General features: G+C 70.2%; 12 protein-coding genes. 3 read left to right on the top strand and 9 right to left on the bottom strand.

Going from position 1 to position 14,563, the window contains the following annotated elements; all coding sequences use genetic code 11:
* Nucleotides 1-2 precede the first annotated feature (2 nt).
* From OG787_RS12800 to OG787_RS12815, 4 genes are all read right to left on the bottom strand, one after another.
* Nucleotides 3-1,328, bottom strand: coding sequence for a KamA family radical SAM protein (locus tag OG787_RS12800; RefSeq protein ID WP_369034850.1), 1,326 nt, complete (start codon nucleotides 1,326-1,328; stop codon nucleotides 3-5).
* Between the two features lie 15 nt (nucleotides 1,329-1,343).
* Entirely contained in the window at nucleotides 1,344-2,420 is a 1,077-nt protein-coding gene (locus OG787_RS12805) for a hypothetical protein (protein ID WP_369034851.1), read from the bottom strand.
* A gap of 149 nt (nucleotides 2,421-2,569) precedes the next feature.
* Nucleotides 2,570-3,658, bottom strand: coding sequence for a branched-chain amino acid aminotransferase (locus OG787_RS12810; RefSeq protein ID WP_405535253.1), 1,089 nt, complete (start codon nucleotides 3,656-3,658; stop codon nucleotides 2,570-2,572).
* Between the two features lie 273 nt (nucleotides 3,659-3,931).
* Nucleotides 3,932-4,972, bottom strand: coding sequence for a 3-isopropylmalate dehydrogenase (locus OG787_RS12815; RefSeq protein ID WP_405535255.1), 1,041 nt, complete (start codon nucleotides 4,970-4,972; stop codon nucleotides 3,932-3,934).
* A gap of 143 nt (nucleotides 4,973-5,115) precedes the next feature.
* Here OG787_RS12815 and OG787_RS12820 point away from each other — a divergent pair, with 143 nt between their 5' ends.
* On the top strand, nucleotides 5,116-6,672 hold the full coding sequence (locus OG787_RS12820; protein ID WP_405535256.1) for a purple acid phosphatase family protein: 1,557 nt from the start codon (nucleotides 5,116-5,118) through the stop codon (nucleotides 6,670-6,672).
* Nucleotides 6,673-6,693: 21 nt separating this feature from the next.
* On the opposite strand, the gene OG787_RS12825 is transcribed toward OG787_RS12820, so the two are convergent.
* Complete coding sequence (locus tag OG787_RS12825) at nucleotides 6,694-6,825, bottom strand: hypothetical protein (RefSeq protein WP_006374903.1); 132 nt, start codon at nucleotides 6,823-6,825, stop codon at nucleotides 6,694-6,696.
* A 277-nt stretch (nucleotides 6,826-7,102) separates the two neighbouring features.
* On the bottom strand, nucleotides 7,103-7,645 hold the full coding sequence (locus OG787_RS12830; protein ID WP_405535258.1) for a GNAT family N-acetyltransferase: 543 nt from the start codon (nucleotides 7,643-7,645) through the stop codon (nucleotides 7,103-7,105).
* A gap of 135 nt (nucleotides 7,646-7,780) precedes the next feature.
* Here OG787_RS12830 and OG787_RS12835 point away from each other — a divergent pair, with 135 nt between their 5' ends.
* Nucleotides 7,781-9,703, top strand: a complete 1,923-nt coding sequence (locus OG787_RS12835; protein ID WP_405535260.1) for a glycoside hydrolase family 97 catalytic domain-containing protein — start codon at nucleotides 7,781-7,783, stop codon at nucleotides 9,701-9,703.
* 6 nt (nucleotides 9,704-9,709) lie between these two features.
* Here the strand turns inward: OG787_RS12835 and OG787_RS12840 are convergent, their stop codons facing one another.
* The 3 genes from OG787_RS12840 to OG787_RS12850 all read right to left on the bottom strand — a co-directional run bounded on the left by OG787_RS12840 (nucleotide 9,710) and on the right by OG787_RS12850 (nucleotide 13,235).
* Nucleotides 9,710-10,570 (bottom strand): alpha/beta fold hydrolase, encoded by an 861-nt coding sequence (locus tag OG787_RS12840; protein WP_405535262.1) that lies wholly within the window; start codon nucleotides 10,568-10,570, stop codon nucleotides 9,710-9,712.
* A gap of 44 nt (nucleotides 10,571-10,614) precedes the next feature.
* On the bottom strand, nucleotides 10,615-12,246 hold the full coding sequence (gene pruA / locus OG787_RS12845; RefSeq protein ID WP_369034858.1) for an L-glutamate gamma-semialdehyde dehydrogenase: 1,632 nt from the start codon (nucleotides 12,244-12,246) through the stop codon (nucleotides 10,615-10,617).
* Between the two features lie 62 nt (nucleotides 12,247-12,308).
* Nucleotides 12,309-13,235 (bottom strand): proline dehydrogenase family protein, encoded by a 927-nt coding sequence (locus OG787_RS12850; RefSeq protein WP_369034859.1) that lies wholly within the window; start codon nucleotides 13,233-13,235, stop codon nucleotides 12,309-12,311.
* A gap of 112 nt (nucleotides 13,236-13,347) precedes the next feature.
* Here OG787_RS12850 and OG787_RS12855 point away from each other — a divergent pair, with 112 nt between their 5' ends.
* Nucleotides 13,348-14,562: a PucR family transcriptional regulator gene (locus OG787_RS12855; protein ID WP_369034885.1), complete on the top strand. Its 1,215-nt coding sequence runs from the start codon at nucleotides 13,348-13,350 to the stop codon at nucleotides 14,560-14,562.
* Nucleotide 14,563: the final 1 nt, after the last annotated feature.

A 14,563-nucleotide genomic window follows, 5' to 3' on the forward strand; every position in this document is an offset into this window, starting at 1 on the left:
TGTCACCCCGCTTCGAGGCCGGGCAGGAACTCCGCCGCCCCGAAGGCCGGTTTGAGGTCGGTGAACCATGTCGCGTCCTCGTCGTACGCGGCGAAGAACGGGCGGTCGACCAGGGCGGGATCACGCGCCTGGATCAGGTGCAGCACGAAGACCTTCTCGCCGGCCACCTCCGCGACACCGTCCACGCACACCTTGCCGGGCATCGCCGACATCACCGGGCCGCGCACGGTACGGGCGAGGCCGGAGACGCGGGAGTGGGCGTCCCGGAAGATCTGGTGGCCGCGGGCGAGCGGGACGCCGAAGTAGCCCTGCGGGCCCGTGTCCCGTTCCACGAACTGGTAGTACGGCACCGCGCCCAGTGTGGTCGTCACGTCCCACAACTCGGCCCAGGCGTCGGCGTTGTCGTTGATCCCGGCCACCAGCGGCCCCTGGCAGCGGATCACGGCGCCGGTGTCGCGCACGCGCCGCATCGCCTCCCGTACGACGGCCGGGCGCAGTTCCTGCGGATGGGTGAAGTGGGCCATGAGGGCGAGGTGACGGCCGCTCGCCACGACCTTCTCGAACAGCCGCAGCAGGTCGTCGGCGTCCCGGTCGGTGGTGAAGCGGTACGGCCAGAAGGCGAGGGACTTGGTGCCGACGCGGATCGAGCGGATGCTGTCGATCTCCAGCAGCGGGTCGACGTACCGGCTCAGTACCTCCGTACTCATCACCAGCGGGTCGCCGCCGGTGATCAGCGCGCTGCTGACCTCGGGGTGGGCGCGGAGATAGGCCGTGGTGGTGGTGATGTCGTCGGTGGCGATGCGGAGTTCGGACTCGCCGACGAACTGCGGCCAGCGGAAGCAGTACGTGCAGTAGGCGTGGCACGTCTGGCCCTGGCGCGGGAAGATCAGCACCGTCTCGGGGTACTTGTGCTGGAGGCCCGGCAGGCGGACGCCCTCGTGCACGGGCACGTTGGCGTCCAACTGGCCGGAGGGGTGCGGGTTGAGGCGCATCCTGATCTGGTGGGCCGCGCGCTGGAGTTCGCGGGCGGGGGCGCCGCCGGCCAGCAGGTCCGCCATCTCGCGGACGTCGGGCGCGGGGAGCATGCCCGTCTGCGGGAAGGTGAGCCGGAAGATCGGGTCGCCGTCGGGCACGGCCGACCAGTCGATCAACTCGTCGACGACATAGGTGTTCGTCCGGAACGGCAGCACCGTCGCGACCGCGCGCAGCGCCAGCCGGTCGGCGGGCGCGAAGGAGCCAACGCGCTGGAGCAGACCGTCCAGGTCACGGGGGGTGAGGGCGCGGAATCTCGGGCCGCCGCGCGGGGCCGGGTCGTGCGCTGAGCTCATGCTGTGCAAGGGCCTCTATTCCGTGACCAGGGCCGGCGGTCGCAGCCAGACGAAGGCCGCCGCCGGTGCATCGTACTTCTCCGCGTAGTGCGCGGTGAGCTGCGCGTGCAGCTCGGTCTCGTCGTCGACCACGATCACCTCGTACGCGGCCGAGGGTGTCCCCAAGGCGTCGCTGTACGCGGAGAGTTGGTCGAGGCGGTGGCGGGCCAGGTAGGACACGAGGTCGTGCCCGGCGACGTACCACCGTTCGTCGACGACCACGAACCGGCAGGTGAACTCCCGCCGGGCGGCGGCCGCGTCGACCAGGGTGACCGGCATGTGGGTGAAGCGCTCCATGGGTTTGCTCTGCTGCCACAGCTCGTCGAACCGCTGCTCGACGAACGCGCCGAGCGGGGAGCGGACGGCGACCTCCAGTTGGACGCCCTCGCCGGAGAGACGGCCGACGGTGAGGAAGGAGACGAGGGAGTGGCCGTCCCAGCGGTAGAGGGTCACTCCGGGCGAGGTCGAGCACAGCCGTACGTCGAGCAGGGTGCGGGCGTGGTCGTCGAGGCGGTCCCGGAAGGAGTGCAGGGTGCGGAGGTTGCGCAGGATGTCCCGGCGGATGTCGGCGTGCCGTTCGCCCAGTTCCTGGCCGCGCAGGAGGACGGCGAGGGAGTCGGGGTCGAGGAGCAGGATCTGTACGCGGGCGCCGTGCGCGGTGGCGGAGCGGATACCGCGGAAGAGGCGCTCGGAGAACTGGGGGCCGAAGACGTTCGAGAAGGTGTCGAGGATCTTCACGTTGGAGTTCGAGCCGTGCACCTGGGCGCTGAACCACTCGTAGTCGAGCCGGGTGTGCTCACGGACCCGGCCCTCCTGGGCGCGGCTGATCAGCGGGCCGATCACGAACACGGTGACGGCGACACCGAGGATGTCGGTGCCGAGGTTGAGGGCGAGGTTCTCGCCGTAGTTGTCCATGCCGGAGCTGTTCCAGAGCAGGAATCCGGCCAGCGCGGCGAGCAGGACGAGCACGGAGAGACTCTGCGGGCGCCGGGGTTTGCGTAACTCACGCAGGAGCCCACGCAGCCGGGACCGCCGCGGCGGCCGTACGGTCATGTGTTCCCCCTCCCCCGGTGGAATGAGTGGATACCCACCGGGGGAACGCGTTATGCCGGGTGCGAATCGCGCCCCTTCAGGGGCGCGGGGAACTGCGCGACAAGCCCCCACCGGCCGGCAGCCAAAGAACCGCCCACCCCGCCGAGCCCTCAGCCGAGAACATGCATCCAACCGTGCACGTCCTCCGCCGTACCCCGCTGAATATCAAGCAGCGCCTCACGCAGCCGCATCGTGACCTCGCCGGGCTCGCCCCCGCTCTGCTGCCACTCCACGCCGGTGCGCTTGACCGTGCCGACGGGGGTGATGACGGCCGCCGTACCGCAGGCGAAGACCTCGGTCAGCGAGCCGTTCTCGGCGTCGCGCTGCCAGTCGTCGATGGAGATACGGCCCTCCTCGGCGGTGTAGCCGAGGTCGCGGGCGACGGTGAGGAGGGAGTCGCGGGTGACGCCCTCCAGGATGGAGCCGGTGAGGGAGGGGGTGACGATGCGGTCCCCGTACACGAAGTACAGGTTCATACCGCCGAGTTCCTCGATCCACTTGTGCTCGACGGCGTCGAGGTAGCAGACCTGGGCGCAGCCCTGTCCGGCGGCCTCGGCCTGGGCGAGCAGGGAGGCCGCGTAGTTGCCGCCGGTCTTGGCGTCGCCCATGCCGCCGGGGACGGCGCGGACGCGGTCCTCGGAGAGCCAGATGGAGACGGGCTTGACGCCACCGGGGAAGTAGGCGCCGGCGGGGGACGCGATCACCAGGAACAGGTACTCGTTGGCCGGCTTGACGCCCAGGCCGACCTCGGTGGCGATCATGAAGGGGCGCAGGTAGAGGGACTCCTCGCCGCCGTGTGCGGGGACCCAGTCGCGGTCCTGCTGGACCAGCGCGTCGATGGCCTCGATGAACGTCTCGACGGGCAGCTCGGGCATCGCGAGCCGGCGCGCGGAGTTCTGGAAGCGCTCGGCGTTCTTCTCCGGGCGGAAGATGGCGACGGAGCCGTCGGGACGGCGGTAGGCCTTGAGTCCCTCGAAGATCTCCTGCGCGTAGTGCAGGGTCATGTTGGCGGGGTCGAGGGAGAGCGGGCCGTACGGGACGAGCTGGCCGTCGTGCCAGCCGCGGCCCTCGGTCCACTTGATCGTCACCATGTGGTCGGTGAAGTGGCGGCCGAAGCCGGGGCTGGCCAGGATCGCCTCGCGCTCCGCGCCGGAAAGTGGCGAGGCCGAGGGCTTTAGCTCGATCGTGGGCGTCGTCATGAGTGGGTGTCCTTCACCGGTTTGTGTGTGACGGGCCGCGCTCACGCCTCTACTGCCAGTGGCCAGTGTTAGGACGTCCGAGCATTCCCTCAGTCCGCGGCTCCGCGTTCGATTATCGCGTGGGCGAGGCCATGGACGAAAAGGGCGTGAATGCGACCCAGGGGATGATGGTGACACCCGGCGGGGACATAAGAAAAGCCGCCGGGTGCGTATGCGACCCGGCGGCTTCGAAAGTCTTCGAAATCTTCGAATGATCGAGTGAGCGCCGCGGGGTCAGCCGGCTACTCGTACGGCGAGCGCGTCGCCGATCTCGTCGGTCGTACGGGTCGTGGTGCCGCGCTCCGCGAGGTCGGCGGTGACGGCGTCCTCGATGCGGACGGCCTCGTTCTCGTAGCCGAGGTGGCGCAGCAGGAGGGCGACGGACAGGACGGTGGCGCTGGGGTCGGCCTTGCCCTGACCGGCGATGTCCGGGGCCGAGCCGTGCACGGGCTCGAACATCGAGGGGTACTCGCCGGACGGGTTGATGTTCCCGCTCGCGGCGACGCCGATGCCGCCGGAGACGGCCGCGGCGAGGTCGGTGATGATGTCGCCGAAGAGGTTGTCGGTGACGATCACGTCGAAGCGGGCGGGGTCGGTGACGAGGTAGATCGTCGCCGCGTCCACGTGGATGTAGTCCGTGGTGACCTCGGGGAACTCCTCGGCCACCTTGTTGAAGATGTTCGTCCAGAGGTGGCCCGCGAAGGTCAGCACGTTGTTCTTGTGGACCAGCGTCAGCTTCTTGCGGGGGCGGGCCTGGGCGCGGGCGAAGGCGTCACGGACGACTCGCTCGACACCGAAGGCCGTGTTCACGGAGACCTCGGTGGCGACCTCGTGCTCGGTGCCCTTGCGGATCGTGCCGCCGTTGCCGGTGTACGGGCCCTCGGTGCCCTCGCGGACGACCACGAAGTCGATCTCGGGCTGGCCGGCGAGCGGGGTGGCGACACCGGGGAGGAGCTTCGACGGACGCAGGTTGACGTGGTGGTCGAAGGCGAAGCGAAGCTTCAGCAGGAAGCCGCGCTCCAGGACACCGGACGGCACGCTCGGGTCACCGATCGCGCCGAGCAGGATGGCGTCGTGCTTCTTGAGCGCGTCCAGGTCGGCCTCGGTGAGGGTCTCACCGGTGGCGTGGTAGCGCCGGGCACCGAAGTCGAACTCCTTGGTCTCCAGCTTCACATCCTGCGGAAGGACGGCGGAGAGGATCTTGAGCCCCTGGGCCACGACCTCCTGGCCGATGCCGTCACCGGGAATCACTGCGAGATTGATGCTGCGAGACATAACGGCACCGTACTCCTGGTCCCATGGGATGACACGCCTTGTCCGCGATACGGACACGAGGGCGTGCCGCGGCGACCGCTCTTCGACTGCCGTTCACCCGTATGTGTGGCGGACGTTGGGGATTGCTGGGAAGTTCGCATCCTATGGACACCCCGAACGTCGGCATTCCGCCGCAACTGGCCCGCCGGATGAGCATGGCTGAGCAGTACGAGTATCTGCGGACGCGGTTCACGCGGCGCCGCGCGCTGGTGACGGCGGGCGCGCTGGCCGGCGGCGGTCTGCTCACCGGCTGCTCGTCGAGCACGGGCACGGCGAACCCGGCGACCAGCAAGGTCCCCGGCTCCGCCGTCACGCCCTTCGGCCGCCACCTGGCCTTCGGCGCCGACCCGAGGACGCAGATGCGGATCTCCTGGCAGGTCCCGTTCGCGGTCAGGAAGCCGTACGTGCGGGTCGGGCCGACGCCCGGCGACCTGAGCCGTCGCATCGACGCCGAGCTGCGCCCGCTGCACACACCGGGGCTGCCCGGTATCCGCCTCGACCTGGACCAGTACTACGTGCACGCGGCGCTCGACGGGCTGCGCCCCGGGACGGCGTACTGGTACGGCGTCGGCCACGAGGGCTTCGACCCGGCGTCGAGCGCGCACCGGTCCACCCTGGGCACGTTCCGCACGGCCCCCGCGACCGCACCCGCGAGCTTCGTGTTCACGGCCTTCGGCGACCAGGGCGTGACGCCCGACGCGCTCGCCAACGACAAGCTGATCCTCGGCCGGAAGCCCGCCTTCCATCTCCACGCGGGCGACATCTGCTACGCGGACGTCACCGGCCACGGCGAGAAGTCGGACACCTACGACCCGACCGCCTGGGACCTGTTCCTGAAGCAGACGGAGACGGTCGCGAAGTCGGTGCCGTGGATGGTGACGACCGGCAACCACGACATGGAGGCCTGGTACTCACCGAACGGCTACGGCGGCCAGTCGGCCCGCTGGTCGCTCCCGGAGAACGGCTTCGACGCCCGGAACACCCCGGGCGCCTACTCGTTCACGTACGGCAATGTCGGCGTCGTGGCGCTGGACGCGAACGACGTGTCGTACGAGATCCCCGCGAACCTGGGGCACACGGACGGCCGCCAGACGGCGTGGCTGGGCCGACGGCTGGCCGAGCTGCGCGCGTCGGACGGGATCGACTTCGTCGTGGTCTTCTTCCACCACTGCACGTACTCGACGTCCACCCACGCCTCCGACGGCGGGGTACGGGACGCCTGGCTGCCGCTCTTCGACAAACACCAGGTCGATCTGGTGATCAACGGCCACAACCATGTGTACGAGCGGACGGATGCCCTGCGGGGCGGCCGGGTGGGCAGGAAGGTGCCGGTCGGCGCGTCGACCGATCCGACGCGCGACGGGACCGTGTACGTCACGGCGGGCGGCGCGGGCCGGAGTCTGTACAGCTTCCCGGTCGGGGTGAAGGACAGCTTCGAGGGGAAGGTCGTCGACCGGGAGTCGGTGGAGAGCTACTTCTGGACCAAGTCGCAGGAGCGGCACGAGGACACCGTGGAGTGGTCGCGGGTGCGCTACACCGGCTACTCGTTCCTCTCCGTGGAGGCGGAGGCCGGCGCACCGGGCGCGGCTCCCCGGCTCAAGGTGTCCGCGCTGGCGGAGAGCGGGGAGCGGATCGACCACTTCGAGGTGCGGCGGGCGTAGCGAGGCCGCTCGGCGGCAGCCTCAGTGGCCTGTCTGGCCGCCGTTGTCCCTGCGGTCGAGGGCTCGCTGGAGCGCCGCTGCGGCGTTCTTGCGGTCGGACTCGCTCGTCGGGGAGACGTGGCGGACTCGGCGGCGGACGGTCGTCTCGGCCATGGGAAATCGACTCCTAAAAGAGGGAGGGGGTTTCGAGACTCCCCCACTGCCTAATGGGCGTGGGGGGACCCCCAGTGGGACGGGGAGCGGCGGTGCCGCAGGGGTTGCCTGCACGGGCTCCGGCTCGCGACCGTCATTCGCTTGGTCCAGCGAGACGTTCGGCTTCTACAAAGCTAAGTGAGGACAGGGCATCTGTCTCCACAACTAGTCGGACTTCCTACTATCTGAGACGGCGGATTGGGTCACACCCATCCGACCTGGCCTTTTACCGCGCGCCCTACAGCACGTCACCGTCCCGCCAGTCGAAGATCAGACCGTCGGACGGGTCCAGCGAACCGACCGCGGCCGGGCGTACGAAGACATCGCCCTCCTCGTCAGGAAGGTGGACCACGCCGTCCGGACCGAGGGCGCTGATCCGGCCCGGCCAGAGCTGCCAGCCCCGGGCGAGGTAGAGGGAGGCACCGTCGGCGCTCGCGGAGAGCGCGCCGAAGTCGTAGCCGCCGTCGACGATCCGCTCCAGTGCGCCCAGCACCAGCCCGCCGAGGCCTCGACGGCGGGCGTCGGCGCGGACACCGACCGCCTCCACATAGCCGACGCGCAGCCAGCGGCCCCGGTGCAGCGCGCGGCGCATGACGACCGAGCCATGGGCGAGAAGGTCGCCCGTCTCGTCGTGGACGAGGGCGTGGATGCCGCCGAGCGCGTGTTCCCAGTCCTCGTCGGCGAAGCCGCCGTCGAAGGCCACGTCCATGAGGTCACGGGCGGCGGCGAGTTCGACGGGGGCGAGGTCGGCCGTGTGGGCGGTGCGCAGGGTGGGGGCCATGGGTCCAGTATCCCGAGCCGTCGCAGGATGTTCACCGACACTTCCAGACCTGATTGATCCGACCTCCAACACGCAGATAGCGCTGCGCGACACCTTGACAGCCCCAATCCCACCCAGCAGCCTCACAGTCATCGGATGACTGAACGGCTGAAGGGGTACTTCATGTCGATCGCGCTGACTCTCTGCTCCGCATTACTCGCCACCGCCGTGACCGCTCTCCCGGCAGGTGCGCATACCGGCGGCTCGGCGGCGGCCTGGGAGGTGAAGGCCCCGCCCGGCTCCTCCCCCACAGCCGTCGTCGCACTGGACCCGGCCGACGGCCACCCGACCCTCACCGTGAGACGCGCCGGTGAGCAGGTCATCGCCCCCTCCCCGCTGGGTCTGGTCACCGAACAGGCCGATCTCTCCAAGGGGTTGGAGCTGACGGGCCGCACCACCCGGACAGTCACCGAGCGCTACACGTCCACAACGGGCAAGTCCCGTGAGCGGGTTGCCCGGATGACCGAGGCCCGCTTCCGCTTCCGTACGACCGAGGGCGCCCGGCTCGACCTGCTGGTGCGGGTGGCCCGGGACGGCGTCGCCTACCGCTATGTCCTGCCGCGCGGCACCGGGAACGTCCTGCGCGAGGCCTCCGCCTTCACGCTCCCCACGGACAGTCAGGCCGTCGTCAACGCCTACCGCGCCGACAACGAACTCCCCTTCAAACGCTACGAGTCGGCGGCGACGGCACCGGCGGGCTCGTACTCGATGCAGGCCCTGTTCAACACGCCCGGCGGCTACGCCCTGATCGCCGAGTCGGACCTCAACGGCTCTTACGCGGGCGCCCACTTGACGCACGAGGCGAACTCACCGACGTACAAGGTGAGCCTCTGGAACGACGAACCCATCGCTGTCCAGGGCTCGTTGAAGACGCCCTGGCGCACGATCGTCACCGGTGATCTGACGACCGTGACGGAGTCGACCCTCGTCGACGATCTCGCGCCGCCCTCCAAGGTCCGGGACACGTCCTGGATCAAACCGGGCCCGGCCCTGTGGACCTGGCTCGCGGGCGGCAAGGAGGCCGGGCAGAGCCTGACCGCACAGAAGAAGTACGTCGACTACGCGGCCGAGCGGAAGTGGCCGTACGAGGTCGTCGACGCGGGCTGGTACTACAAGCCCGGCGAGTGGGACGTCATCGACCCCGACTGGCAGACCAACAGCTGGATGCCGGAGCTGGTGCGGTACGCGGCGGCGAAGGGTGTCGGCGTCCAGGTCTGGCTGCACTACACGCTTCTCACCGACCCGGTGGAACGCGAGAAGTGGCTGAGCACGCTGGCGAGTTGGGGCGTCAAGGGCGTGAAGATCGACTTCATGGACTCGGAGTCGCAGGAACGGATGCGCTGGTACGACGAGGCCCTGGAGGCGACGGCCCGCCACCACCTCCTCGTCAACTTCCATGGCTCCACGATCCCGAAGGGCATGCAGCGCACCTGGCCGCAGGTCATGACGATGGAGGGCGTGGGCGGCGAGGAGAAGCGCAACAACACGGCCGAGCAGTTGGCCGCGCTCCCCTTCACCCGCAACGTGATCGGCTCGATGGACTTCACCCCGGGCGCCTTCCACCGTCCGTTCCGCCCCAACGTGGCTTCCGACGCGGGTGAGTTGGGGCTTACGGTGCTGTACGAGTCGGGCATCCAGAACCTCGCCGGCACTCCGGAGTCGTACGAGGCCCGTCCCGAGGCCCGCGGCTATCTGGAACAGCTGCCGGCGCGCTGGGAGGAGACCCGGCTGCTGACCGGTGACCCGGGCCGGGCCGCCGTACTCGCCCGACGGGCGGCGGACGGACGGTGGTTCATCGGCGGTACGTTCGCGGGCGCGGCGCACACGGCGGACGTACCGCTGCGGCTCGGTGCCGGGCGCTGGCTGGTGGAGACGGTGACGGACGGTTCGGCGGGCCTGGTGCGCGGGACGCAGGTCGCGAAGGGCGGCGCCACCATCGCCGTACCGGTGGTCGCGGACGGCGGCTTCGCCGCGCTGGCCTGCCGCTGGCACCCGGGCCGTACGACCTGCGAGAACTGAGACCGGTCACAGCACCGATGCGATCGCCTGCCGGAAGCCGTCCGCGTCCTCGATCCAGGGGAGATGCCCGGCTTCCGGCAGGACCACCCTGCGTACACGTGGCAGGGCCCGTTCCAGGGAGTCCACCGCCGTGCGGGGGCGGATGTCCGCCGGCCCGTCGACGATGACCACGGGGACGTCGAGCGCCCGGCAGCGGTCGTACAGGTCGGGTGTGCCCCAGATCCGCTTCCGCTCGGCGTTGAAGGCCTGGTTGCAGGCGAAGTTGACGCCGAACCAGGGCTCGGCCATGCGCCGGGCGTGCTCCAACGCCCGTTCCCGGTCCGGGAATTCGGCCGACCACTGGAGTACGGCACTCTCGCGCGCCTCCGCCTCGGAAAGATCCGACCGGCGGTCCGTCAACTCGGTCCAGCGGGAGTGGAGTCCGGGCGACTCGGCAAGCCGGGCACCGAAGTTGTGCCGGTACGTGTCGAACCAGTCGGCGTCCGGGCCGATTCCCGTGCCGCTCACGTAGACGAGGGCCCGGACCCGCTCGGGATGGGTCAGCGCGTAGGTGAGGGCCAGCTGCGCGCCCCAGGAGTGGCCGAGCAGGGTCATCCGTTCCAGGCCGAAGTGGGCCCGTACGGCGTCGAGATCGGCGACTGCCTGCTCGCTCGTCCACGGCCCGTCGGACGGGTCCGAGCGGCCACAGCCGCGCTGGTCCCAGCGGACCACGGAGGCCAGGTCGCCGAGGAGCTCGGCGACGTCCTCGAACATGTCCCACAGTCCGGGCCCGCCGTGGCACAGCACCAGCGGCTCCGCGCCGCGCCCCGACCGACGGGCCCACAGCCCGGTCCCGTCACTGGTCAGCACACTCTCCGTCCAGGTCATGGGCCGAAGTCTGCCCGGCCCACGACCTGTTGGGCGAGGGAGATTCAGCCCATGTGCGGGTACGTGTAGTCGGTCGGCGCCACCAGGGTCTCCTTGATGGCGCGGGTCAGGGTCCAGCGCATCAGGTTCTGGGGGGCGCCCGCCTTGTCGTTCGTGCCGGAGGCTCGGCCGCCGCCGAAGGGCTGCTGGCCGACGACCGCGCCCGTCGACTTGTCGTTGATGTAGAAGTTGCCGGCCGCGTAGCGCAGCTTCTCCATCGTGTACGCGGCTGCCGCGCGGTCACCGGAGATGACCGAGCCGGTCAGGGCGTAGTCGGACACGGACTCCATCTGGGCCAGCATCTCGTCGTACGCCTCGTCCTCGTAGACGTGCACGGCGAGGAACGGGCCGAAGTACTCGGTGGTGAAGACCTCGTTGGCCGGGTCCGTGCACTCCACGACCGTCGGGCGGACGAAGTAACCGACCGAGTCGTCGTACGAGCCGCCCGCCACGATCGTGCACGTCGGGTCGGCCTTCGCGCGGTCGATGGCGGCCTTGTTCTTGGCGAAGGCCCGCTCGTCGATGACGGCGCCGACGAAGTTGGCGAGGTCGGTGACGTCTCCCATGGTCAAGTAGTCGACCTCGGCGGCGAACTCCTCACGGAAGCCGTCGTTCCAGATCGACGCGGGGATGTAGGCGCGGGAGGTCGCGCTGCACTTCTGGCCCTGGTACTCGAAGGCGCCCCGGGTGAGAGCCGTCTTCAGGACCGCCCTGTCCGCGCTCGGGTGGGCGACGACGAAGTCCTTGCCGCCGGTCTCGCCGACGAGCCGCGGGTACGAGCGGTACTTCTCGATGTTCGAGCCGATCGTCTTCCACAGGTACTGGAAGGTCTTGGTCGAACCCGTGAAGTGGATACCGGCCAGGTCCCGGTGCTCAAGGGCCACCTTGGAGACCTCGATGCCGTCACCGGTGACCAGGTTGATGACGCCCTTGGGGAGACCTGCCTCCTCCAGCAACTGCATGAGGAGGACGGCGGCGTGGGTCTGCGTCGGGGACGGCTTCCAGACGACCACGTTGCCCATCAGCGCGGGGGCGGTGGGCAGGTTGCCCGCGATCGCCGTGAAGTTGAAGGGGGTGATCGCGTAGACGAAGCCTTCGAGGGGGCGGTGGTCGAGGCGGTTCCAGACGCCCGGGGAGTTGGCGGGCGGCTGCTCGGCGAGCAGGTCGCGGGCGTACTTGACGTTGAAGCGCCAGAAGTCGACCAGCTCGCAGGGACAGTCGATCTCGGCCTGCTGGGCGGTCTTCGACTGGCCGAGCATGGTGGAGGCGGCGAGGGTCTCGCGCCAGGGTCCTGCCAGGAGTTCGGCGGCGCGCAGGATGATCGCGGCGCGGTCGTCGAACGCCATCGCGCGCCAGGCGGGCGCCGCTGCGAGGGCCGCGTCGATCGCGTCCTGGGCGTCCTGCTGGGTGGCGTCGGCGTACGTGCCGAGGCGGGCCTTGTGGTTGTGCGGCTGTACGACGTCGACCCGCTCGCCGCCGCCCATGCGCCGCTCGCCGCCGATGGTCATCGGCAGGTCGACGGGGTTCTCGGCCAGCTCCTTCAGCTTGGCTTCGAGCCGCGCGCGCTCGGGCGAACCGGGGGCGTAGCCGTGCACCGGCTCGTTGACGGGGGTGGGGACCTGGGTGACGGCGTCCATGGTGTCCGAATCTCCTTGCGGGGCGGGTGAGCGGGTGTTGTCGGGGGCCAAATCCCTTGGCCTCAGCCCTTGGTGAGGATCGAGCGTGCGAAGAAGAGGAGGTTGGCGGGCCGTTCGGCCAGCCGCCGCATGAAGTACCCGTACCAGTCCGTCCCGTACGCCGTGTAGACGCGCATCCGGTGCCCCTCGGCAGCGAGCCGCAGATGCTCGTCGCTCCTGATCCCGTACAGCATCTGGAACTCGTACTCGTCGGGCTTGCGGCTGGCGCGGCGGGCGAGTTCCTGGGCGATGGAGATGAGGCGGGGGTCGTGGGACCCGATCATCGGGTACCCGGTGCCCTCCATCAGGATGCGGAGGATCCGGACGTACGCCTTGTCGGTCTCGGACTTCTGCTGGTAGGCGACCTCGGCGGGCTCCTTGTACGCGCCCTTCACGAGCCGCACGCGGCTGCCGCTGTCGGCGAGGCGGCGGGCGTCGGCCTCGGTGCGGTACAGGTAGGCCTGGATGACGCAGCCGGTCTGCGGGAAGTCCTTACGGAGTTCCTCGTGGATGGCGAACATCGAGTCCAGGGTCGTGTGGTCCTCCGCGTCCAGGGTGACCGTCGTACCGATCGCGGCTGCCGCCTCGACGACGGGCCGGATGTTGGCGAGGGCCAGCTCGTGGCCGCCCTCCAGCGCCTGCCCGAACAGCGACAGCTTGACGGACATCTCGGCGCGGGTGCCGAGGTCGAGTTCGCCGAGCCGTTCGATCAACTCCAGGTAGGCGTCCCTGGCGGCGGCGGCCTGCTCGGGGGTGGTGATGTCCTCGCCGACCACGTCCAGGGTGACTTCCAGGCCCCGGTCGGTGAGGTCCTGGACGATCGGGACGACGTCGTCGACCGTCTCGCCGGGGATGAAGCGGTCGACGACCGGCCTGGTCACCGGGGCCGCCGAGATCACTCGGCGCAGCCGGTCGCTGCGCGAGGCGGCGAGAATCACGGGACCCAGCACGGGGCACCTCCACAAAAGGCCGGTAAACGGAGAACCACCGTGAAACCTAAGGATCCCTCCGATCGTGAGCCATCGACAGCTGTCACGCATCCGTGCCGCAGATCTCAGACAGATGTATGAAGGTGGCCGGGAAGCAGGGGAGAATGGGCGGGTGACTGCCGACGCCGCCTCCTCCAACCACGCCGGTGACTACCAGGACCTGGTCGACGAGATCTCGGAGCTGCTCGGGGCGCCCGCGACCCTGGAGAACCGGGATTTCGAGCTGATCGCGTTCGGCGCGTACGACAGTGAGGGCGAGCTGGACGAGTCGGCGCTGGACCCCGTGCGCACGCGCTCGATCCTGACCCGGCGCTCGACGACGGTGGTCCGGGAGTGGTTCGAGGGCTTCGGGATCACCCGGGCGACGGGGCCGGTGCGCATCCCGCCCACCCCGGAGGCGGGGGTCTACCGGGGCCGGATCTGCCTCCCGGTACGCCATCGGGGTGTCGTCCTCGGCTATGTCTGGCTCCTGGACGACGACCCGGGCCCGTCGGACGCCCAGCTGGCCACGGCCATGGAGGTGACGGCGCGGATCGGCGCGCTGCTGGCGGACGAGGCGCAGCACGGCGCGGATCTGACCCGTGAGCTGCGGGCCGTCCTCACGGCGGAGCGCGACTGGCAGCGGGACACGGCGATCGCGGAACTCCGTACGGCGCTCGGGCCCCGGGCCGACGCTCCCCACACGCTGATCTGCGTGGCGCCCTGGCCGTCGTCCGACGCGCCCTCCGTGCGTACGGTGCAGGGCGCGACGGCCCTGTGCACGATGCCGTGGGGGACGTCGGCCCAGTCCCTGGCAGTGCTGCTGCGGCTGCGCGCGCCGGACACGCTGACGCCGGCGACGACAGCGGCGGGGCGGCTGCTGGAGCGGGCGGGTGAGCGGGGCGGGGCGGGTGTCGCCGGGGGGCGGGGCGGTCTGGCGGAGCTGGGGGCGGCCTGGCGGGAGGCCTCGGCGGCGGCGCGGGCGGTGGGCGCGGAACCCGGGCTCGGCCCGGTCGCGGAGTGGCGGACGATCGGCCCGTACCGCCTGCTGACGGCCCTCCCCCCGGACGCGACCCACGACCCGGCGGTCACCCCACTGCTCTCCCCCGCCCATCGCGAACTGGCCCGCACGGCCGAGACGTATCTCGACTGCGCGGGCCAGGCGACGCGTACGGCGGCGGCGCTGGGCATCCACCGGCAGACCCTGTACTACCGCCTGTCCCGGGTGGAGCGGTTGACGGGCCTGGATCTGGACGAGGGCGAGGACAGGCTGTTGCTGCACATGGCGCTGAAGGGGGCGCGGCTGTGAC

Source organism: Streptomyces sp. NBC_00075 (assembly GCF_045041225.1).
Classification (GTDB): domain Bacteria; phylum Actinomycetota; class Actinomycetes; order Streptomycetales; family Streptomycetaceae; genus Streptomyces; species Streptomyces adonidis.